Raw genomic sequence first — 21,293 nt, forward strand, 5'->3', positions numbered from 1 at the left:
AGGGATCGAGGGACGTCCCTCGCTGGAGTAGAGCTTCCCAAGACTACGGTCCAAATCACTCAAAACATCCCGAACGAGTTCCCGCACCTTCCGGAGCGGATGGTTGGCTGGCACACGCTTATCCGGCGCAATATACGAAAACAGGCCGCCCTGATCCGCAAACCTGCCGCGCATGATCGCCTCCGCCGATTCGAGATGACAAAGTGAATCATCGAACCCGCTCCACGGCGAGGGTTTTTCAGCAGACTGCTAGACCGAAGGCCGGCAACCTCCGCGTGATATCGAGACCAAGCGCTCAAGCGCGCGCGGAACGGCTGATTTTGCTTGCGCGCCGGCCGATCTTCGTCCATTGCGTGCACGCTGCGTGCGAGCAAAGAGTTCACCTGCATGGGCAGCTCGGAGCGATTGAAATGGTCGAGCTGCAGTCGAGGATCACCGGTGGTGAAACGTCCAACGGGCGCCACAGAAAAATGCGAGATACAGGTGTGCGTGACAAAGCGGCAAACGCCGGACCGAGATCGCTAAAGCGCATGCTGGGGATTTTCGACGCGATCGCGCATTCCCCGGACGGACTGTCGCTCGCCGAACTTTCAAGCCGTCTTGGCTCGCCCAAAAGCAGTCTGCTGACATTGTTGCGTCCGATGGTGGCCGACAATTTCCTGACGCATACGAATAGCCGCTACACCCTCGGCAACGAGAGCTTTGCCCTCGCCACCAGCATTCTGTCGACCCGAAAATTCGGCACAGTGGTTCGAGGCCTGATGGTGGAGTTGCAGCAACAATGCCCCGAGACCATTATCCTGGCCGTCATCGACCGGGCGGCGCAGACAGTAGTCTACACCGATGTGCTCGAGAGTCCGCAACTCATCCGGTATTCGGTGCCGAGCGGTTCGGCGCGCCCGCTCTACACTTCGGCTGCGGCACAGGTCCTGCTCGCCCATCAAGACGAAGAATGGCGCGAGCAATATCTGAAGCGGACCAAGCTCAAGCCTCTGACAGCCCACACCATCACCGACGTTGCACAGTTGCGCAAAAAGCTGGCAACGGTGGCACGAACGGGGATCGCTGTCAGCGTCGCTGAGGCGATCGAAGGCGCGAGCGGTGTCGCCGCGCCGATATTCGGCGCCGATGGCAACGTTCTCGCAGCGCTGCTGATCGCCGGCCCCGTTACCCGTTACAATCGAGATGGGCAGGACTGGCGCAAGCTCGCCAAGGAATTCGCCTCGCGGGCTTCTCGCGCCATTGGTTACTCAGGCACCGGCAAGCTGGACGATCACCCGACCGACGACGACAAACTGTAGTCCAAACTGTAGTCCTGAATTCGGACGCGGCCGACAATTCGCATATATGTGAGATCAAGCCGCGTTCCCTTTGCCTTCGGGCAATTTCAGGGTTTTCTGCTGAACCTCGGGCAATGAAGGATAACGAGAGATGATGTTCGGGCAGGCTTTCAAATCACGCGTGGCGGTCGTTACAGCGTCGACTTCCGGCATCGGCAAGGAGACGGCGCGGTTACTTGCGCAAGGTGGTGCTGAGACCGTCGTCATCAACGGCCGCAATCGCGATACCGGCGCGAAGGTACTCAAGCAATTGAGCACGGCATTTCCCGCTACGAATTTTCGGTTCATCGCGGGCGATCTGAATATTCCGGAACAGTCGCATGCGCTGTTCGATCAGATTCAGCGCGAGATCGGGCGTCTCGACATTTTCGTTCATTGCGGCGGCTCTCAGGTCAGGCCGGAATTCTTCACCCGGATGGATCCCGGAACCTACCAGGAGCAGATTGACGGCCACTTCAAGAGCTTCGTCATATGTTGTCAGCGAACGATCCCGATGATGGCCCCCGGTGGATCGATCGTTGCGATCGCGTCGGACGCAGGAAAGGTCGCAACACCAGCTGAGACCATGATCGGCGCCATGAAAGCAGCCGTCATCATGTTTTCGCGCACCCTTGCCATGGAGGTTTCAAGGCAAGGTATCCGCGTGAACGTCGTCACACCGTCGCTGGTCGCAAACACCGTATCTTATGACCGCGTCATGTCGGGCGAAACGAGCAGCAAGATCTTCGGTAAAGCGACCTCGAAGGCCAAGCTTGGCCTTCCGACGCCTGAGGATGTCGCGCCGCTCGCCGTGTTCCTTTCGAGCCCCTATGCTTCGAAAATCACCGGACAGGCGGTAAGCGTGAATGGCGGGATTTCCGCGGCCTAATCTCCCAATTCACGAATTTTCAACCGAGGCTGGTTAGCCTAAGCGATAAGATTGTCACGGGGCGCATCAATGCGCTCGGGCATATCGCCGTTGATGCCTCGTTCAATCTCGAACATGAAATCGACTCCGCACACTGCTTTTGCGGACGCTTCCTGCAATGCGACGCCTATGACGGTTATGACCGGCTAACCGAAGTCGCTCGACCGCAAGGGCCGTGGACGCTCGTGCATTGCGGGAGCCATTTGCGCCGGCGCTTCGTCAAATTGGCCCGTAACAGCAAATCGCCGATCGCCGAGGCCGCCGTTCGGCACATCGCACGGCTTTACGCCATCGAAGCCACGGTACGCGGCTCATCGCCGGACATCCGGCTGGCCGCGCGCAGGGAGCACTCGCTACCCATGGTCGCCGCGTTAAAGCCATGGTTCGAGAAACAGCTGTCGATGATCTCCAGTGGTTCGACGCTCGCCGAAGACATCCGCTACGCGCTCAGTCACTGGCAAGGGCTGACCCGCTTCCTCGAAGACGGGCGCCTCGAGCTTGATACGAACCCGGTCGAGAACGCCATCCGGCCAGTCTGCCTGACCAGAAAAAATGCGCTCTTCGCCGGTCATGAAGTCGGCGCGGAAAACTGGGCCCTGCTACGTCGATCGTCGCCACCTGCAAGCTCGACGACGTCAACCCGGCCGCCTACATCGCCGAAACACTCGAGACGATCATCGACGGCCATACCCATAGCCGCATCGAAGACCTCATGCCGTGGCGATTCCGCAAAACGTCAAGCTAGCCTCAATAGGGTTGCGACTAAGCGCTTACGTTTCAACAGCCCGCAGAAGCTGGTGAGCTATTTCGGGCTGAACCCGCGGGTGCGGCAGTCCTGACTGGGAGCCGCCCATCACGGCCGCATCAGCAAGATCGGCCGCAGTCACGCGCGCGCCATGCTGGTCGAGGCGGCCTGGGCAGCGGCCAAGGCGCCTGGTCCACTGCATGCTTTTTTCGTGCGCATCCGCGCCCGGCGCGGCCATCAGATCGCCGCGGTGGCCGTGGCTCGCAAGCTCACTGTGCTCTGCTGGCATTTGTTAACCAAGGGCGAGGACTACCTGTGGGCGCGCCCGGCGCTGGTCGCCAACAAGACCCGCGCGATGCAACTTCAAGACTTCAAGCCGGACATCCGCAACAGAAAGGCAGCCGGCGTGGACCAGCCTATGCCTACAACATTAAGGCGCTGCGCGACCGCGAGATATTGATTGCCGCCCAGGCAGAGCGAAACTACGAACAGTTCGTGTCGCAATGGAAACCGCGGCGGCCAAAAACCGGCGCGCAGGCGCCTCAGGTCGGCAGGACAAAATAGGCAGTCCGGTGACGTTTGCAGCCGATGTCACGCTTCGCCACGAGGTATCCCGCGCTCCCAGAACCATAATCGCGGCTGACGGCAAGTGCCAGCCAGGAATGCAGTCCCGATCCACGCCAGCATGCCGTGCTTGGGCCGGGCAAGGCCAAGCCTTGCGGTGGCCGCAAACGCGGCCAGCCTTGACCGCCCCTGCGCGCGACGGCTGCGAGATCGGTGGCCGGGACGGAAGAATGGCCCGCAGCGCGACCGAACAAAAGAATGGACTACGGCGATCTCTGCAATCGTTGCTTCGGCCATGAAGAAATCGCTTGTCCATCTCATCCGTGGTGCGCAAGTGATCCAATGTTCGGCCGGGAAGTCGTAGAAGGCCAGCAGCGCGTCGCGATCCTTGACCAGGCATTCGACCGCTCCGCCGTATTTGGCGCGGTATTTCTCGGCGAAGACGTCGATCGCCGCTTCGGCGGACGCCCGGCTCGGCGCCCAATAGACCTCGCGCAAGTCTTTCTTCATGGTGGCCTGCACCGAGAGTGGGACCTTGTCCAGGACATTCACGGTCTTGTGCACCCAGCAGCGCTGGTGCCGTGTGCCGGGAAAGACGTCGCCGAGGGCCTTCCAGAAGCCGAGTGCACCGTCGCCGACGGCAATTTCGGACGCGATCTGCAATCCGCGCTGCTTGACGTCGATCAGGAGCTCGCGCCAGCTCTGCGCGCGCTCCCGCACGCCGACCTGAAAGCCGATCAGTTCCTTCCTGCCTCCGGCGTCGCGCCGATCAGCACCAGCATGCACTCGCCGTGATCCTCCATACGGTCTTGCAGGAAGACGCCGTCGGCCCACACGTAGACGTATCGCCGCGCCGACAGATCGCGCCTCTGCCAGCGCTCGTACTCGCCTTGCCACTCCCCGTCAGGCGGGAAATTACCGCGAGCGACAGGTTCGGCGCGCCCTTGCCCAGCAAGGCCGTCAGCGCCTCCTGGAAATCACCGGTCGAGATGCCGCGCAGATAGATCACCGGCAACAGCGCATCCAGACTTCGGGTGCGCCGTGCCCACAGCGGCAGGATCGCCGAGGAGAACCGGATCCGCTCGCGGTCACCGGCCGCCCCGCGGTTCGCGAATCTTCGCCCGCGCCACCTCGACCGGACGTAAGACCGTATGTCCGCCTCTGTTGATGAGGCGGCTCGCCCTACACTGCGAGTCCGAGGGTTACTCGGGCGTACCGAGCCGATCCTCATCACAGGAGGACGAGCCGTGGCAGATTATAGAGAAGCATTTGTCGGATCGACGTCGCGAAGCTGAAAAACGCGATCGCGATCGCGGAAACAGGCCGGGAGGGAGAGGTTCGCTTCTTCGGTGAGGTCGACGCGTCGGCGACCGGCATGCGCCGGGTCGTTGAACGGATCGCCAGCCGGTTTAATGGTGTGCATTTCTGTTACGAGGCCGGTCCGACTGGCTATGGCCTTTATCGCCTGATCCGGTCGCTCGGCCATGAATGCACCGTGGTAGCGCCGTCGCTGATCCCAAAGAAGCCGGGTGATCGGGTAAAGACAAACCGCCGGGACGCGGTTTCCCTCGCCCGGTTGCTACGCGCCGGCGAGCTGACGGCGGTATGGGTTCCAGATGAAGGCCACGAAGCGATACGCGATCTCGTCCGCGCCCGAGCGGCGGCGGTTGAGGCGCTGCGGGTCCACCGCCAACAGGTGAGCGCCTTCATGCTCAAGCATGGCCGCACCTATCCCCGCAAGAAGGGATGGACGATGCGCTATCTGCGTTGGCTTCAGGAACAGCGGTTCGATCATCCCGCGCATCAGATCGCGCTCCAGGAAATGGTCGAAGCGGTTCGCATCGCCAGGGAGCGGGTCGAACGTCTGGAGCGCACGATTGAAGAGTTCGTCTCAGCCTGGTCCTTGGAGCCGCTCGTGCGGGCGCTCCAAACACTGCGAGGTATCGATCTAATCGTCGCAGTGACATTTGCCACCGAGGTTGGTGACGTGAGCCGTTTTGAGACCTCACGTCAGCTCATGGGCTATCTCGGCCTGGTGCCGGGCGAGCGATCGACCGGGGAGACGGTCAGGCGTGGCGGCATCACCAAGGCCGGCAATGGCCGCGTTCGCCACATGTTGGTCGAGAGCGCCTGGACGTATCGGCACCCGCCGAAGATCGGAAAGGCAAAGCTATACCGGCTCGAGCAGGCACCGCCAGCGGTGCGAGAGATCGCATGGAAGGCGCAGACCCGCCTGACTGCTCGCTACCGAAAGCTCGCTTCGCGCGGCAAGCGAACGACGGTGGTCTGCACTGCTATCGCCCGGGAACTGGTCGGCTTCATGTGGGCGGTCGCCAGGCAAGTGCAGGCAGCCTGATCAGGCGCTCTCATCATCGCGCATTGGCGGAGGCGGGACCACGGTAGAGGGAATGCCTGTCAGACGCTTTGTGGCCGGCAAGAACACCGACGCCCGCAGTAAGATCGGAGCAGACCTCGGACGCACAATCGGGAATGCGGTAGCCAACCCGCGCATCAGAGCTTGATCACCGACGTCCTTCGGTTCCGCCTCCACCCATGCGCGATCATCAGTATCAACAGCCGATCAACGATCGGACGAACCTTTGCGTTCTGAGCCTTGACAACGGACATCAGAGCGTTGTTCTCAGGCCACGGCTTTGAAGGCTTGAGCGCGGTAGGCCCAGGGCAGTGCCTGGTCGATGTCGCGGTTTGGATGCCCGTTGACGATCCTGGTCAGGACGTCGGTGAGATAGGCGAGTGGATCTACGTCGTTGAGCTTGCAAGTCTCGACCAGGGACGCGACGACAGCCCAGTGTTCGGCGCCACCGTCCGACGCGACGCCATAATGCCCGGAGTCTGGGGCGTGAGATTGAAGTCTTCTACCCATTTCACCCTCTTTCCGGGCGGACCGCGACGATCGTCGGCGACCAGATCCATTTTGATCGTCGGCACTTTAACCTCCGATCGGAAGATGGTTCGTCGTTTCTCGTCCCGGCCTGGATGACGCAGGCAGAAGCAGCATCTGTCAAGATCGTTGATATTCCATGTCTTTTGTTGGCCTCGCTCCTTGAGCTGCGAGCACTGATCGACTCGGTTTTAGGCTCCCAGGCGGGGGAGATGCCCCCTGATCATGGAGGCTTGGATCGCGATGCGTCAGACCTTTCCACAACCAGATCTATTCGAGGCGCCGGCGCCTCGGACGAGGTTCACTCCGGCAGAACGGACAAAGTTGGTGGATCATCTGCTCTTGCTACTGATGGAGGCGATGACGCAGCCGCTCGCCGCACACAGCTTGGATCGGTCGGAGGTGGACGATGACAAAAATCACACCTGACCATCTCGCGCGCAGCGCCTTCGTTTACGTTCGTCAGTCGACAGCGATGCAGGTCACGCATAACTTAGAGAGCCAGCGCCGACAGTATAGCCTGGCGGACCGTGCCCGCCAGCTGGGTTGGGAGAACGTTGAGGTAATTGACGATGATCTCGGGCGATCTGGCGGCGGCGTCCGTCGTCGGGGATTTGAGAGACTGCTCGCCGCGATTTGTGAAGGCCGCGTCGGCGCTGTGCTTTCGGTCGAAGCCTCTCGCTTGGCCCGCAATGGGCGTGACTGGCACACACTGCTGGAGTTCTGCGGCCTCGTTGGCACGATTATTGTCGATGAGGACGGGGTTTATGATCCAGCCTCGCCTAACGATCGGCTTCTTCTTGGTATGAAGGGCACGATGAGCGAGATGGAGCTTTCGGTTTTTCGCCAGCGTTCCATCGAAGCCATGAAGCAGAAGGCGCGCCGGGGCGAGCTCTTTCTGACCGTGGCCGTGGGCTATGTTAAATCTGGGCTCGACAAAATCGAGAAGGACCCCGATCGGAGAGTTCAGGAAGCGATCGCACTTGTATTCCGGAAGTTCAACGAGTTGCAGACGATCCGGCAGGTTTTGGTGTGGCTCCGGCAGGAGAAGATTCCACTTCCCGCACTGACGGTTGGTGATGCGCCCGATCGGATCATTTGGCGAGCGCCGGTGTATCCAACCGTCCATCACATCTTGACCAACCCGGTCTACGCCGGCGCATATGCCTTTGGACGCCGCACCATGCGCGTCGTCATTGAGAATGGACGTAAGCGCGTAGTTCGCAGCATGCAGCGTGACTGGCGTTGCTGGAGTGTTTTGATCCAGGATCACCATGAGGGGTATATTCCCTGGGCCGATTTTGAGAGGAATCAGAACCTGATCGCCGATAACGCCAACGGCAAGCGATTCATGAGTCGCAGCTCCATTCGTCGCGGCGAGGCGCTGCTTGCCGGTCTTCTTCGCTGCGCACGCTGTGGGCGGAAGCTTCACGTTCGATACAGCGACGGAGCGGCCCGTTACCAATGTGTTGGCGCATTTAACCAAGTCGCCGCGGCAAAGTGCATAATTTTCAGTGGGAATCGCCCCGATCGAATGGTGTCCAGGGAGGTGGTCGACCGCCTCCAGCCCCTGGGCATAGAAGCCGCCCTCGCGGGTATCAAGGCGCGTAGCCAGAAGCGCTCAGAGAAGCGGGACCAGCTTGACTTCGCGCTCCGACAAGCCCGTTTCGAGGCGGCTCGGGCGCACCGGCAATATGACGCGATCGATCCTGACAACCGGCTTGTGGCCGAAGAGTTAGAGAGACGTTGGAACGAGCGACTCGCCGCCGTACGAAGTCTTGAGACCGAGATTAACCAGCTCGACGCCGGGACTGAGTTGCTTCTCACCAGCGTAGATCGGGAACGGCTCATGGCACTCGGGCGCGACGTGGCCGCGGCCTGGGATAGTCCTGGAGCCACGCCCGAGACGCGTAAAAAGATAATCCGGGCCGTTATTACGGAGATCGTCGTCGATGTGGTCGGCGACAAACTGGAGATGGTCGTTCACTGGCGGGGTGGCGATCATACCCGCCTGACGGTAAAGAAGAATCGCACTGGCCGAACCGACTGGTGCACGGAGGAGGATGTAATTGAGCTTGTGCGAGCCCTGGCGCGGCACATGCCAGACCAGACGATAGCGGCCGTTCTCAATCGCCTTGGCAAATCCACAAGCCACGGGCATAGCTGGACCCGCGGCAGGGTCTGCTCCTTGCGTCATCAATACGACATCGCCATTCATCGGCCAGGTGAGCGCGCGGAACGCCAAGAGACGACGATCAATGAAGCGGCGACGGTTTTATCCGTCAACACGACCACGATACGGCGTCTCATCGCTAACGGAACACTGCCGGCAACCCAACCATGCAGGGGAGCTCCTTGGATAATAAAGCAATGGTGACCTGATGGCCGACTCCGTCCGAGCTGGCGCTAATGCGCGCCGATCACGACGGCCGCAGCCTGACGATCGTCAACAAAATCTGCTGGATCTATAAGGGGATGATGAGATGAGCAGTATGAAGCGCCCTCGTCGGATCCGGCAAACAACGCGTTCTTGCGACTGAGCTTGATGCCACGGATCGATCGTTCGACCGTGTTATTGTCGAGTTCGATGCGGCCGTCATCGATGAAGCGCGTCAGCCCCTGCCAGCGCGAGAGGGCGTAGCGGATGGCGGCGGCGAGTTTGATCTTTTGGCTGATGAGAGCCAGCTTGGCGCGCAGCCAGGCTTCAAAGGCTTCGGCCAGCGGCCGGCTCTTCTGTTGTCGCACGAGGCGGCGCTCTTCCGGGCTGCGACCGCGGATCTCCTTCTCGATCGCGTAGAATGCGGCGATGTGCTTCAGTGCTTCGCTGGCGATCGGCGCTGGGCCGGCGGCTGCAAGTTCGTAGAAGTTGCGCCGCATGTGCACCCAGCAGAGGCAAGCTCGACCTCTCCGCGATCAGCAAGCTTTGGGTAGGCGTTGTAGCCATCGACCTGCAGGACGTCCTTGAAGCCGGCAAGATCGCTGAACAGCCGCTCCGCTTTGCGGTCGGGCGCATAGACGTAGGCGATGCCAGGCGGATCGAGGCCGCCCCAAGGCCTGTCGTCGGCGGCATAGGCCCAAAGCTGGCCGGTTTTGGTGCGGCCCGTCACGTCCGACTTAAGCGTATGGTCTGAACCAAGCCGGTGCTGATTTTTTGGAGACCGGCTAACCCAGATTTCTAGTGATTACTGCTGTCGATGACGTCGCCGAACAAGACCCATCTCGTTCCGTCGAATTTTTGCAGCCACATCTGCTTCATCGGACGCAAATCGGAGGGACTTGTCGTGATCTTTACGCCCGGCAGCAGCATGGGAAGGTCAAAATCGAGGTGGCTCGCTTGCTTCATCAGATTCTCGCGGCTCAGATCGTTCCCACACAGTTCAAGCACTTTTACGATCGTCTGAGCGGAGTTGTAGCCATAGACATTCAGGATATCATTCTTGTTGGCGCTCGGATTGTACTTGTCCATCCAAACATTCCATTCGCGAACCGCCGGATCATCTTTCCATTGCGGATCGCTAGGATCCTTCTGGTATGCGGACGAAATGATCCCCTTCGCGTTCTCAAGTCCGGCCGGCGTCAGGACGGCGCCTACCGAAGCCGAGAAGTTCACCAGAAACTGGGTGGGATTCCAGCCAAGGCTGCTGACCTTGCGAATAGCCTGAGCCGCAGCCTTTGGCGTGGCAACATTGAAGAATACATTAGCGCCCGAATTCTTCAGGATCACGATTTGTGAGTCGATTGTAGGTTCGCTGACTTCATAAGGCACCTCCTTCACAATAAGCGAAGCCGCCTTCGCACCAAGCGCCTTCTTGAAGCCATTCAGATAGTCCTGTCCGAGGTCATCGTTCTGGTAAAGAATGGCGATCTTAGCATCCGGCATATGGGAAAGAATGTATTTGGCGTAGATAGCGCCCTCGGATGCGTAGTTCGGAGACCATCCAGTCGTGTAAGGAAAATGTTTCGGATCATTGAAACGGGATGTCCCCGACGCAACGAATAGCTGCGGGATATGTTTCTGATTGAGATATTTCTGCGTGGCCGCGTTTGATGCCGTGCCCAACGATTGGAAAATCGCAAAAACTTCGTCTTGTTCAATCAACCGACGGGTTTGCTCGACTGCTTTCGACGGGCTGTAGCCATCGTCGAGCGAGATGAGATTGACCTTGCGGCCGTTGATGCCGTCCTTCTCATTAATCATTTTGAGGTATGCGGCTTGTGCCTTTGCGATTGTCGCAAATGCCGAAGCTGGTCCACTGTAAGGCATCGTTTGACCGAGCTTGATTTCAGTGTCGCTCACTCCGGGTCCATAGCTGCTTGCGATACCTGAGCTGGTCAGAATTCCAAGAAACGCCAGGGCAACAAGCGCCCGTCGAACAAGAAACATCAATCCTCTCCCTAGATTATTGAACTCGTTTGATCCGAGATATCCTCTCCTCGGTGATCCAAGACCATGCAAGGCACGGCGGATGAGGCCATGCGCCAACACCCGTTTTGAACTTTGATAAGTTCGCATTCGCGAGGCCGAGAATGTCCAGCAACACGACCGGTGTGTCTCCGAATTCTGGCGAAGCTCCTGGCTCACGAATCAAGATGCACGGAGGAAAGAAAAGTCCATACATCCACCAAAACTAGCGATTCCATCGGTCGGCCGTCAATCTAAATTCTGTATAAAGATTATATATTTTGAATACAGAATATGCTCATCACGGGCATGAAGCCGATCCCATTCGGACCAGACCATCAAGCTCTGGATATATATTTCGAGAACTGGCTCGAGGTGAAACTCGCCGGCCCGTTCCAGTCATCAATATGACTTAACGAGACCAAGAGCCTTCTCGGCGATGAAACTGAGCGCCAGTTGCGGACTGACCGGCGCAATGCGCGGAATCATAATCTCACGCAAGTAACGCTCGACGTGAAATTCCCTGGCATAGCCGAAGCCGCCGTGCGTCATCACCGCTTGCTCACACGCACGAAAGCCAACCTCTCCCGCGAGATACTTCGCGGCATTGGCGGCTGTGCCGCATGGCATATCGTTATCATATTGCCACGCAGCAGACATCGTCATCAACCACGCCGACTCGAGTTCGATCCAGTTAACTGCGAGCGGGTGCTGAATGGCTTGGTTCTTCCCAATCGGCCGATTAAACACGATGCGGCTACCCGCATATTCTATTGCACGAGATAGCGCCAATTTTCCTAAGCCGACTGCCTCAGAGGCGATAAGAATCCGCTCCGGATTCATGCCCTCCAGGATGTACTCAAACCCACGTCCCTCCTCGCCGATGCGATCTTCAATCGGAATCTCAAAATCTTCAAAGAACAGCTCGTTGGAATCGACGACGTGCCGGCCCATCTTCTCGATCTCGTGGACCTTTATCCGCTGACGGTCGAAATCCGCATAGAACAGGCTAAGCCCTTCAGTTGGCCGCTTGACCTCCTCCAATGGCGTAGTTCGCGCGAGCAGGAGAATCTTGTTTGCGACCTGCGCGGTCGATATCCAGACCTTCTGCCCGTTGACGACGTAGCGGTCATTCTTCCTCACCGCGCGCGTCTTGAGCTGTGTCGTATTGAGACCTGTGTTCGGTTCCGTGACCGCGAAGCAGGCCTTGTCCTTACCTTCAGCCATCGGCGGGAGCATACGCTTGCGTTGCTCTTCCGAACCGAACACGACAACGGGGTTCAGACCAAAGATATTGATGTGAACCGCGGAGGCTGCCGACATTCCGCCGCCGGTTTCAGCGATTGTGCGCATCATGATCGCGGCCTCCGTAATGCCGAGGCCCGATCCGCCGTACGCCTCCGGTATGCAGATGCCGAGCCAGCCGGAGTTCGCGAACGCCGCGTAGAAGTCCTGCGGAAAGCCGCCTTCACGATCCTTCTTCAGCCAGTAATTATCATCGAATCCATCACAGACCTTTGCGATCGCGCTGCGAATGGCCTCTTGCTGCTCTGAAAGTGCAAACTCCATACGAATAACTCCTATCCAACGTTATCACGCTCCTCAAGGGCGGCGCTGGAAGCGTGCTAGTTGCACAACAGTGTCGCGACGGAATGCGGATCAAACTTTGTCGCGCTCGCTAGAACACTGCATTGCGCGCAGCGAAACAGGCGAGATCAAGCCGCAGTGCGTCCCGACGCCGCTGGTGAGAAGTCTCTCGCGGCGCGAAATACTCACGTTTCTCCCAGAAAGTGCTGACGGCTAGGGGCGTTAACTTTTGAACTCACCCTGATTTGCCGCGCGGGTTTAGCGCCGACCTGGCAGCGTCCCCATGTGCTTACAGATAATAGTAAGCATGATCTCATCCGCACCGCCCCCGATCGAGATCAAGCGCAGGTCGCGCCACGCGCGTGAAACTGAGTTCTCCCATGTGAAACCCATACCACCCCAGTATTGCAGGCAACCATCGGTGACTTCGCGGCAAAGCCGCCCCGCGGTCAGTTTCGCCATGGAAGCGAGCTCCGTCATATCCTGGCCTCTCATGTGGACCTGAGCGGCTCGGTAGATCAGAGATCGCAGCAGTTCGACTTGCGTCTTCAGTTCGGCAAGGCGGAAGTGCACGGCCTGATTATCCAGGATGGATCGACCAAAAGCCTTGCGTTCGCGCGTATACGCGACGGTTTCCTCGATCACGTTCGACAAAGCGGTAACGCGCCGCGTTGCACCGCTAAGTCGCTCTTCCTGAAACTGCTGCATCTGATAAGTGAAGCCATGCCCCTCTTCACCGATGCGGTATCGCTGTGGTACCCGCACATTGTCAAAAAACACCTGCGCGGTGTCTGAGGACCACATGCCGACCTTCTTGATCTTCTGCATCGTGATCCCCTCGCGGAGCTTCCCATTCTCACGCAACGGCAGGCAGATCAGCGATTTGTTCCGGTGAACATTGTCGCCGCCAGTATTGGCCAGCAAGCACATCCAATCCGCTTGCGTACCATTGGTGATCCACATCTTCGACCCATTGATCACATAATCGTCGCCGTCCTTGGTGGCAGTGGTTTTGACCGAAGCGACGTCGGAGCCAGCGCCCGATTCAGAAACTCCGAGACAGACGACATAGTCGCCGGCGATCGTGGGCTTGAGGAAGAGCTCCCGTAGTTCATCAGAACCGTGTCGCGCCAATGCCGGCGTCGCCATATCGGTTTGCACCGCGATTGCCATCCCGACACCGCCGCAACCAATCTCACCGATCGCTTCGCAAAATGCGATCTCGAATGTGTAGTCGAGACCCATGCCGCCGAACTCAACCGGCTTATTCACGCCCAGAAGGCCAGCACTACCAAGTTTCTTGAAGACGGTATGAGCCGGGAATATCTCATCGCTTTCCCACTTATCGATATAGGGTGTGATCTCCCTGTCGATCAATCGACGAACCGTTGCCTGAAGTTCCAGATGCTCCGGTGTAAACATTGATGTCTCCCGTTATGATGGTTGCAACTTGGATGGCGCACATCAGCTCTGGTTCATGAGGACCGCCGGAACGCGCACCGACATAGCGAGGATCTGCTGACCATAGGTCTTTCCCAACTTATCTAGATTGAGTGACGACGTGCCGCCGCCGCCCAAGCTCTCGTGCATCAAAACATTAATCGCGTCGAAACCAGGCGCGGGGAATACATGAACGGTGCCCTTGGTGACGTGATTGAAATACTGCTTCACGCGCTCCGGTGTCAGTTCGCGACATAGCGTGTCATAAAATTCGGGCCTCCGCGCCATGACACCCACATTGGCGCTGTTGCCCTTGTCTCCGCTCCGCGCGACCGCAATGCGCATGAGCGGCACGTTGACCATTTCACGCTCATCGGACAAGCAGGCGGGGCCCATCGATGGTTCGGGGATTCTTGCGTCACTGAAGAACGCCGGCATCAAAATCGATTGGCCGACGTCTTGACCATCGATCCGCACAATCGGCACAACCGCGCTCTTTTCAATCAGGAAGGCAAACTGTGCGATCACGGGCGTGACTTCCGGACGGCCCGCAGCACCGACTCCGGCGCGGCCGGTCGTCATCGACAGAGCGACACCCGTAACCTCTCGCGAGAACATTTCGATTGCATTGCGATCGCTGTGGCGCACCTCGATCTGCGCCACCACCTCGCGCGCCTCCTCCGCCCGCTCGGTGCGATTCTCCCCCCATAGCGTCTCGGCGCCGATGATATGCACGGCGGTTTGCGTGTAGTTGCCCATCCCTCGTTCGGCAAAAATGCGCCGGGTGCGCGCGATGATGGCTTCGCCATAGCGCCGCGCCTTGGCGACGGCATCAAAACCCGTGATCAGCGTTATCGCGGTCGAGCGATAACCATCGTGATGCGTCGCCGAGACCTTATAAAATCTGGTCGGCGCCCCGCCGCGTGCACCTGTGACAACAACGCGATTTTGACCAACATCATCGAGTTTAACCTGCGAGAAATCGCAGATCACATCGGGCATCACATAGGCGCGCGTATCACCTATCTCGTAGAGAATCTGCTCACCGACGGAAAGGCGGCTGACGAGGCCGCCGGTTCCCGGTGGTTTCGTGATCTCGAAGACGCCATCAGGCCGACAGACCGCGATTGGATAGCCCATGTCCTCCCAATCGGCGGCGACATCGCTCCAATCGGAGAAATTGCCCCCGGTCGCCTGCGCGCCACATTCGAGAATATGTCCAGCGAGGGTGCCGGCGGCGAGCCGATCGTAATCGTCAACGCCCCAGCCGAATTCGTGAATCAGGATACCAAGCGTGACGGCGCTGTCGACACAACGCCCCGTGACGACTACATCGGCGCCTGCGTCGAGCGCCGCCGCGATGGGAAACGCGCCGAGATACGCATTCGCGCTGGAAAGCTTCTTCGGCAGCGGCTTGCCGGAGAACATCTCCGTGATGTTTTTCTCGCGAAGCTCGGCCTCGCGAGGCAAGAGGTCGTCTCCCTCGACGGTACCGACTTTTAGCGTAATGCCAAGCTTCTTGGCTTCCTTTGTGAGAGCAAGCGCGCAAGCCGAGACATTGACGCCCCCCGCGTTGACGACAACCTTGATTCCGCGCCTGCGAATTTCAGGCAGTAGCGGAACCATCACGCGCGAAACGAAATCGAGGGCATAGCCTTTCTCTGGATCCGCAGCCTTGGCGCGAACCAGGATCGACATCGTCACTTCGGCCAAATAGTCGAAGACAAGATAATCGACGTCACCCTTCTCGACCAATTGTCGCGGCGCCTCGGCGCTATCGCCCCAATACCCGCACGCGCCGCCGATACGAACCTCGGGCTTCATTGTCCCCTCCCGGATTGTGTAAGATGAGCTGCCCAAGCCGGCGGACGTTTCTCGACAAATGCGAGTTGCCCTTCCCGCCCTTCCGGTCCGTTGGCGAGTGCGGAAAAACGCTCGGCCGCGAATGCTGCCATCTCCGCATCCGGAATGCTGCCGACCGCCAACAGAATTTCTTTCGTTGCGGCGCTTGCCATCGGCGCGCATCTGGTGACCTGTGCCGCCACTTCCTCAATCTTGGCATCCATTCCGTTGTCGGCGCAAAGATACTGCGCAACCCCAAATTCGTAAGCCTCCCTACCGCCAAAGCGGGACGCCGTGAGAGCCAGTTGACGCGCGCGCGATAGCCCGACACGCTTGACGACGAATGGCGCGATCTGCGCCGGCGCGATGCCGAGCGTTACTTCCGGCATACCCATGCGGGCGCTCTCGGTGACGATCGTCAGATCAGCGCAGCACGCAAAGCCGAGTCCTCCGCCAAACGCCGAACCCTCAACTGCCGCTATTGTCGTCTGCGGCAAGTTTTGTAGCGTACGAAACATCCATCCGGCACGCTCGTTGCGCTCCTTCACCGGATCCGTGCCTGGTACTGCCGCCTCGGCAACCGCCTTGCGCTCCTTGATGTCGCCACCGGCGCAGAAATTACCGCCAGCGCCCCGCAACACAACAAGTCGGACGTCGCGTGTTGCATGGAGCCGGTTCAACAAGTCAGTCAGCTCTGCAGCCATCTGTGCGTTTATGGCGTTACGCTGCTCCGGCCGGTTCATGAGGATGTCAAGCCGCGTATTGCGCAGTGTCAGCTTCAACGTTTCGCAGTCCGGCAGTTTCATTCCCAAAGCCCTCTCACTAATTGCCCGTCATCAAAGGCTCATGCGGCTTGATCCGGCGTGATCTCGATCAGCAGAGCCTTGTCGACCACTTGATGGCCCGCCGTCTTGAGCACCGCGCTGACAACTCCAGACAATGGCGCCCTGATCTCATGCTGCATTTTCATGGCCTCAATTACCGCGAGCTTGTCATCGATCTCGACACGATCACCTTTGGCGACGCGCATCTCGATCAAAACGCCATGCATCGGCGCGAGGATACGTCCATCCCCGCCCAGACTCTCGGCTTGTCCGCCGGCGCGATGGCGTTGCAGCCGATAGATCTGACCCATCTCGGAAATATGCAGATCCCACTCTCCGATGCGGCGAACGAGCAGCACCCGCTTGACCCCGTCAAGCCGCAGCGTCACTTCGCCAGCCGTGCGGCGGATGACCGAACAGACATAGCGCTGAGCCCCCTCGGTCACCTCGAGTTGGTCCATATCAACCGAACGCACTGCAAATTTGTGCACGGCCTTGCTATTGCCGAACGCTATGTAACTCGTGATCGGCGAACCGCTCGACCAGCCGAGGAGTTCGTTCATCGGCTCAATTGTCCTGGCTAACGCGTGATCGCGCCCGTCGAGGAATTCCAATACCGCGCCCATCACATAGATATCCGCGGTTACGGGTGGCGGCGTATAGCCGGCCCGATACTCATCACCGATGAACGCGGTGGTGGCCGCTCCATCCAAAAACGCCGGCCGCTGCAGGATATCGATCAGGAAGCCGAGATTGCTCGGCAATCCAAAGAAGCGTGTCTGCTTCAGCGCGGATACCAGCTTCACACAGGCTTCGTCGCGATTGGGAGCGTGAGCGATAATCTTGGCGATCATCGGATCGTAGAATGGTGTTATGCTTTGGCCCGCTTCGATACCCGAATCCACGCGCACACCTTCGATCGGCGGCACGGCCCAATCCTCAACCCGGCCGGTTGCCGGGAGAAAGCCGTGAGCTGGATCCTCCGCATAGAGCCGCACCTCAATTGCGTGTCCGTTGAAGCGGACATCATCTTGCGTAATGCCGAGCGGTTGGCCATCGGCGACGCGGAACTGCATCGCGACCAGATCGAGCCCGGTAACCATTTCGGTGATCGGATGCTCGACCTGTAGCCGCGTGTTCATTTCAAGGAAATAGAAATTCGATTGCGCATCGAGCAGAAACTCCACCGTTCCCGCGCCACGATAGGCGATAGAACGCGCGGCCTCGACCGCTGCCGCACCCATGGCGGAACGCAGCGCAGGGCTCACCGCTGGCCCCGGCGCCTCCTCGACAACCTTCTGATGCCGCCGCTGCACCGAGCAGTCGCGCTCGCCGAGATGAATCACATTGCCATGTGCATCGGCAAACACCTGTATCTCGACGTGACGCGGCGCGATTACGGCCTTCTCGATAATCAGCGCATCGTCGCCGAAGGAATTCCTAGCTTCCGACCGCGCCGTCGCCAGCGCGTCCGATAACTCCGACGCGGAGTTGACCAGTCGAATGCCGCGCCCGCCGCCGCCCATCGTGGCCTTGACCATCACCGGAAAGCCGATCTGGTCGGCGGCCGCCATCAACGCGGCATCGCTTTGATCATCACCCTGGTAGCCCGGGACGCATGGCACTCCCGCTTCGATCATCTTCGTCTTTGCGGCGGCCTTGTCGCCCATCAGACGGATCGCCTCGACGCCTGGTCCAACGAAGACCAGGCCCGCCTTGGCGCACGCCTCCGCAAATGCGGCGTTCTCCGAAAGAAAGCCGTAGCCAGGATGGATTGCCTGTGCCCCCGTTCTCGCGGCAGCCTCCAGGATGGAGGCGACACACAGATAGGATTCAGAAACCGGCGGCGGCCCGATGCAGACTGAATCTTCCGCCAGCTTCACGTGGGGCGCGGCTGCGTCCGCCTCGGAATAAACCGCAATCGTGCGGAGACCGAGCACCTTCGCCGAACGAATGATTCGGACAGCGATTTCGCCGCGGTTCGCAATCAAAACGCTTTGAACGTTCTTCATTGTCACGATCCTACATCCGACCGACGCCGAAACTATTCGGCTGGACGTCGCGCGCCTTCGCTTCACGGCATGTTTGCAGACAGAATCCGAGTACGTTCCGCGTGTCCCTCGGATCGATCACACCGTTATCGAGCAGGCGGCCGGAGGTATAGAAAGCGTGCGACTGACGATCGAAATGCGCGATGAGTTCGGCGCGCTGGCGCGCGAGCTTATTCTCATCCACGTCGATTCTCTTGCTTGCAGCCGAGCCGCGAGCCACCTGCTCCATCGTGATCGCGGCTTGCTCGCCACCCATCACGCCCGACTTTGAGTTCGGCCACGCGAACAGGAAGTCCGGCTGATAGGCGTATCCCGCCATGCCGTAGTTGCCGGCGCCAAACGTCGCGCCGATATAAAAGGAGATCTTCGGCACGCGCACATTGGCGACAGCCTGAATCATTTTCGCGCCGTGCTTGATCATGCCGGCCTGCTCATAGCTGGTCCCGACCATGTAGCCGGTGACGTTGTGCAGAAACACCAGAGGCAGGTCCGCCTGATCGCAAAGCTGAATAAACTGCGCCGCCTTGGCGGCTCCATTGGTATCGATCGGTCCGTTGTTGCCGACGATCCCGACAGACTGCCCCATCACCGCGCCATGCAGGCAAACAAGTGAGGGGCCGTAGCCCGGCTTGAAATCCTCAAGTACCGATCCGTCCGCGATCCGCGCTGCCACCTCGCGCACGTCGTAAGCGATGCGATAGTCGACCGGCACCACGCCCGCTAGTTGATCGGCCGGATAGATCGGCGGGTCATAGCTTTGCAACGGCTTAAGGTCACAACGACGATTCCAATCGAGCCGAGCCACGATATCGCGAGCCAGCTCGATCGCCTCTCCGTCGTCGCTGGCGAGATACTCGACCAGCCCCGAAACGGTGGCGTGCATTTTGGCGCCCGCGAGTTCCTCTGGGTCGGCGTCCTCGCCGGTCGCGGCCTTCACGAGCGCCGCTCCGCCCAGCGACGCCCGCCCCATATTCCGTACAGCGACGACGTAATCGCTGAGTCCGGGATAGTAAGCGCCGCCGGCCGTCGATGGCCCGTGCAACACCGTAATCGTCGGCAAGCCGGCCGCCGATCGATTGGCCAGCCGACGGAAGACGCCGCCGCCATGCGCCCAACCCTCGACTGAATACCGCATCAGATTAGCGCCGGCACTCTCCACCAATTGGATGAATGGTAATTTGAAGCGAAGCGCGATATCGAGACAGTTGCGGAATTTCTCACCAGTTCGTGGCGTCGAAGCTCCGGCGTTGATCCCGCTGTCGAAGACGAACACCATAACACAGATGCCGTTGACAAAGCCGATGCCAGCGATCACCGAGGCTCCCGGTATGGAATGTTCGGGGTTGGGATCATCAACCAGGTAGTTGGCGAGGCCGAACAGTTCAAGCCAGGGCATACCAGGATCGAGCAGATGGCCCAGGCGCTCACGCGGCGTCAACTGACCACGCTTTTCAAAATTCGGCCTGCGCTTGTTCGAAGCCGTGACGGCACGCTCCTTCAGAGCATGCAGTTCGGCGACCAGCACCTCCATCTCTCGCCGATTTTTCGCGAAATCCGAAGAGGTTTCGTCGATCCTGCTCTGGAACAGTCCCATATTTTTCCTCAGAATCGTAAGATAGTAGTTCACATCCGGATCGAATGAATCGGGAAACGGCTTCGACAGGATCCGACTGTAGCCGCCGCCTTTGAGTCCGTGATTGGAGCGGGTTGAGAGGATCCGCGGCACCAGCAGTCCCGGTCGAGATCTGAATGGTCCGACTGAAGCTTACTCTCCTGACATGCGGCGGCGCCTCTACGTCGAAACTAATCACTCGATGCGTTACTCGTCAACTTGAATTCTGTATATAGATTTTGTATTCTGTATAACGAATATGGAGATTTGAATGGCACGAACACGATCAAAAAGTTCCGTCAAGCCGGTCGGCGCGGTGCAGGCGGCTATTGAAATTCTGCGCTATCTGGCAAATTCAACGACTCCTCTTGGCGTGAACAGAATCTCGGAAGGCGTCGAACGCTATCCGAGCACCTGTTATTCGATTCTCAAGACGCTTGAAGTCGAAGGACTCGTCACCTTCGACCGAGAGGCCAAAGTCTATGGCCTTGGAGTACCATCGCTATTGGAGTTGTTGCACAAGACCCGAAAGGACGACCGCCATTTTCAGCTCGCGAGGCCCACGCTGCTCGACATCGCCGCCCGATTCAACACCACCATCATGTTGAGCGAGCGGGTACGGCGTGACATGATGATCGTCATCGACTACGTCGTGCCCGATCGCGCATTCCATATCAACGTTACTATCGGTCAGCGTGTCCCGATCATACGTGGAAGCATGGGACGGGTCGTGCTGAGCCACGAAAATCTCAGTCGCGGAGAGCTTGAGGAATTATTCAACCAATTCAATCCGAAGGCGAAGAAGAGCGATCTCGAAGCATGGATCAGAGCCGTCGCCAATGCCAAAACCCAGGGATACGTCGTTGAGCCTAATAGTATCACCGAGGGTCTCACCGCCCTGTCGGTTCCGATCCTCAATAACTCTGGCCAATCGCATCGCGTCGTGACGGCCATTGGGCTCAGTCAGCAACTGACCAACGTCAAACAGAAAGAACTTGGCGCCGAGCTGATCAATCTACTGAAAACGACGAAAGCTAGTTCTTGAGGAGGGTGCCGTCGCGGAGTTGGTTGGACTTG

Annotated in this window: 16 protein-coding genes and 3 pseudogenes; 8 read left to right on the forward strand and 11 right to left on the reverse strand. The window is 59.1% G+C overall.

The window, feature by feature from the left end:
• A partial coding sequence (locus G8O24_RS46995) for a transposase (RefSeq protein ID WP_497717859.1) occupies positions 1–174 on the reverse strand: 174 nt, incomplete at its 3' end.
• A 236-nt stretch (positions 175–410) separates the two neighbouring features.
• On the opposite strand from G8O24_RS46995, the gene G8O24_RS28895 reads away from it, so the two are divergent.
• From G8O24_RS28895 to G8O24_RS46390, 4 genes are all read left to right on the forward strand, one after another.
• Positions 411–1,301, forward strand: a complete 891-nt coding sequence (locus tag G8O24_RS28895) for an IclR family transcriptional regulator (protein ID WP_188105311.1) — start codon at positions 411–413, stop codon at positions 1,299–1,301.
• A gap of 130 nt (positions 1,302–1,431) precedes the next feature.
• Positions 1,432–2,208 (forward strand): SDR family NAD(P)-dependent oxidoreductase, encoded by a 777-nt coding sequence (locus G8O24_RS28900; RefSeq protein ID WP_188105313.1) that lies wholly within the window; start codon positions 1,432–1,434, stop codon positions 2,206–2,208.
• A 152-nt stretch (positions 2,209–2,360) separates the two neighbouring features.
• Positions 2,361–3,086: an IS66 family transposase gene (locus tag G8O24_RS46385; RefSeq protein ID WP_438503271.1), complete on the forward strand. Its 726-nt coding sequence runs from the start codon at positions 2,361–2,363 to the stop codon at positions 3,084–3,086.
• Between the two features lie 33 nt (positions 3,087–3,119).
• The gene (locus G8O24_RS46390; protein WP_438503272.1) at positions 3,120–3,452 is read left to right on the forward strand and encodes a hypothetical protein; all 333 of its coding nucleotides are present in this window, start codon (positions 3,120–3,122) and stop codon (positions 3,450–3,452) included.
• A gap of 372 nt (positions 3,453–3,824) precedes the next feature.
• On the opposite strand, the pseudogene G8O24_RS28915 reads toward G8O24_RS46390, so the two are convergent.
• Positions 3,825–4,701: pseudogene (locus G8O24_RS28915) on the reverse strand (IS256 family transposase); the annotation flags it as partial.
• 122 nt (positions 4,702–4,823) lie between these two features.
• On the opposite strand from G8O24_RS28915, the gene G8O24_RS28920 reads away from it, so the two are divergent.
• Complete coding sequence (locus G8O24_RS28920; protein ID WP_188105403.1) at positions 4,824–5,912, forward strand: IS110 family RNA-guided transposase; 1,089 nt, start codon at positions 4,824–4,826, stop codon at positions 5,910–5,912.
• A gap of 285 nt (positions 5,913–6,197) precedes the next feature.
• Here the strand turns inward: G8O24_RS28920 and G8O24_RS28925 are convergent.
• Positions 6,198–6,386, reverse strand: a pseudogene (locus G8O24_RS28925) (transposase domain-containing protein); the annotation flags it as partial.
• Between the two features lie 98 nt (positions 6,387–6,484).
• On the opposite strand from G8O24_RS28925, the gene G8O24_RS45690 reads away from it, so the two are divergent.
• Positions 6,485–6,871, forward strand: coding sequence for a hypothetical protein (locus tag G8O24_RS45690; RefSeq protein WP_368736622.1), 387 nt, complete (start codon positions 6,485–6,487; stop codon positions 6,869–6,871).
• Positions 6,868–8,835 (forward strand): recombinase family protein, encoded by a 1,968-nt coding sequence (locus tag G8O24_RS28935; protein ID WP_188105315.1) that lies wholly within the window; start codon positions 6,868–6,870, stop codon positions 8,833–8,835. Before G8O24_RS45690 ends, G8O24_RS28935 begins: the two co-directional genes overlap by 4 nt.
• 86 nt (positions 8,836–8,921) lie before the next feature.
• On the opposite strand, the pseudogene tnpC reads toward G8O24_RS28935, so the two are convergent.
• The 8 genes and pseudogenes from tnpC to G8O24_RS28975 form a co-directional block, all read right to left on the reverse strand.
• Positions 8,922–9,559: pseudogene (gene tnpC, locus G8O24_RS28940) on the reverse strand (IS66 family transposase); the annotation flags it as partial.
• A gap of 74 nt (positions 9,560–9,633) precedes the next feature.
• On the reverse strand, positions 9,634–10,842 hold the full coding sequence (locus G8O24_RS28945) for an ABC transporter substrate-binding protein (RefSeq protein WP_188105317.1): 1,209 nt from the start codon (positions 10,840–10,842) through the stop codon (positions 9,634–9,636).
• 420 nt (positions 10,843–11,262) lie between these two features.
• Positions 11,263–12,429 (reverse strand): acyl-CoA dehydrogenase family protein, encoded by a 1,167-nt coding sequence (locus G8O24_RS28950; protein ID WP_188105319.1) that lies wholly within the window; start codon positions 12,427–12,429, stop codon positions 11,263–11,265.
• Positions 12,430–12,705: 276 nt separating this feature from the next.
• Positions 12,706–13,869, reverse strand: a complete 1,164-nt coding sequence (locus G8O24_RS28955) for an acyl-CoA dehydrogenase family protein (RefSeq protein ID WP_188105321.1) — start codon at positions 13,867–13,869, stop codon at positions 12,706–12,708.
• Positions 13,870–13,911: 42 nt separating this feature from the next.
• Entirely contained in the window at positions 13,912–15,711 is a 1,800-nt protein-coding gene (locus G8O24_RS28960; RefSeq protein WP_188105323.1) for an acyclic terpene utilization AtuA family protein, read from the reverse strand.
• Positions 15,708–16,535, reverse strand: coding sequence for an enoyl-CoA hydratase/isomerase family protein (locus tag G8O24_RS28965; RefSeq protein ID WP_188105325.1), 828 nt, complete (start codon positions 16,533–16,535; stop codon positions 15,708–15,710). Before G8O24_RS28965 ends, G8O24_RS28960 begins: the two co-directional genes overlap by 4 nt.
• A 38-nt stretch (positions 16,536–16,573) precedes the next feature.
• Positions 16,574–18,565, reverse strand: a complete 1,992-nt coding sequence (locus G8O24_RS28970; protein ID WP_188105327.1) for an acetyl/propionyl/methylcrotonyl-CoA carboxylase subunit alpha — start codon at positions 18,563–18,565, stop codon at positions 16,574–16,576.
• A 10-nt stretch (positions 18,566–18,575) separates the two neighbouring features.
• Positions 18,576–20,198 carry an acyl-CoA carboxylase subunit beta gene (locus G8O24_RS28975; protein WP_188105406.1) on the reverse strand — a complete coding sequence of 541 codons (1,623 nt, stop codon included), beginning with the start codon at positions 20,196–20,198 and terminating at the stop codon, positions 18,576–18,578.
• 289 nt (positions 20,199–20,487) lie between these two features.
• Between G8O24_RS28975 and G8O24_RS28980 the strand changes: the two genes are divergently transcribed.
• Positions 20,488–21,261 carry an IclR family transcriptional regulator gene (locus G8O24_RS28980; RefSeq protein WP_188105329.1) on the forward strand — a complete coding sequence of 258 codons (774 nt, stop codon included), beginning with the start codon at positions 20,488–20,490 and terminating at the stop codon, positions 21,259–21,261.
• Positions 21,262–21,293 lie beyond the last annotated feature (32 nt).

The organism is Bradyrhizobium campsiandrae, from assembly GCF_014529705.1.
Classification (GTDB): Bacteria; Pseudomonadota; Alphaproteobacteria; order Rhizobiales; family Xanthobacteraceae; genus Bradyrhizobium; species Bradyrhizobium campsiandrae.

Excerpts from the sequence above, each read along its gene's own strand:
- G8O24_RS28970 (WP_188105327.1), bottom strand. The coding sequence starts at position 18,565 with ATGAAGAACGTTCAAAGCGTTTTGATTGCGAACCGCGGCGAAATCGCT.
- G8O24_RS28960 (WP_188105323.1), bottom strand. The coding sequence starts at position 15,711 with ATGAAGCCCGAGGTTCGTATCGGCGGCGCGTGCGGGTATTGGGGCGAT.
- G8O24_RS28945 (WP_188105317.1), bottom strand. The coding sequence starts at position 10,842 with ATGTTTCTTGTTCGACGGGCGCTTGTTGCCCTGGCGTTTCTTGGAATT.
- G8O24_RS28980 (WP_188105329.1), top strand. The coding sequence starts at position 20,488 with ATGGCACGAACACGATCAAAAAGTTCCGTCAAGCCGGTCGGCGCGGTG.
- G8O24_RS28935 (WP_188105315.1), top strand. The coding sequence starts at position 6,868 with ATGACAAAAATCACACCTGACCATCTCGCGCGCAGCGCCTTCGTTTAC.
- G8O24_RS28975 (WP_188105406.1), bottom strand. The coding sequence starts at position 20,198 with ATGGGACTGTTCCAGAGCAGGATCGACGAAACCTCTTCGGATTTCGCG.
- G8O24_RS28955 (WP_188105321.1), bottom strand. The coding sequence starts at position 13,869 with ATGTTTACACCGGAGCATCTGGAACTTCAGGCAACGGTTCGTCGATTG.
- G8O24_RS28895 (WP_188105311.1), top strand. The coding sequence starts at position 411 with ATGGTCGAGCTGCAGTCGAGGATCACCGGTGGTGAAACGTCCAACGGG.
- G8O24_RS28950 (WP_188105319.1), bottom strand. The coding sequence starts at position 12,429 with ATGGAGTTTGCACTTTCAGAGCAGCAAGAGGCCATTCGCAGCGCGATC.
- G8O24_RS28965 (WP_188105325.1), bottom strand. The coding sequence starts at position 16,535 with ATGAAACTGCCGGACTGCGAAACGTTGAAGCTGACACTGCGCAATACG.
- G8O24_RS28900 (WP_188105313.1), top strand. The coding sequence starts at position 1,432 with ATGATGTTCGGGCAGGCTTTCAAATCACGCGTGGCGGTCGTTACAGCG.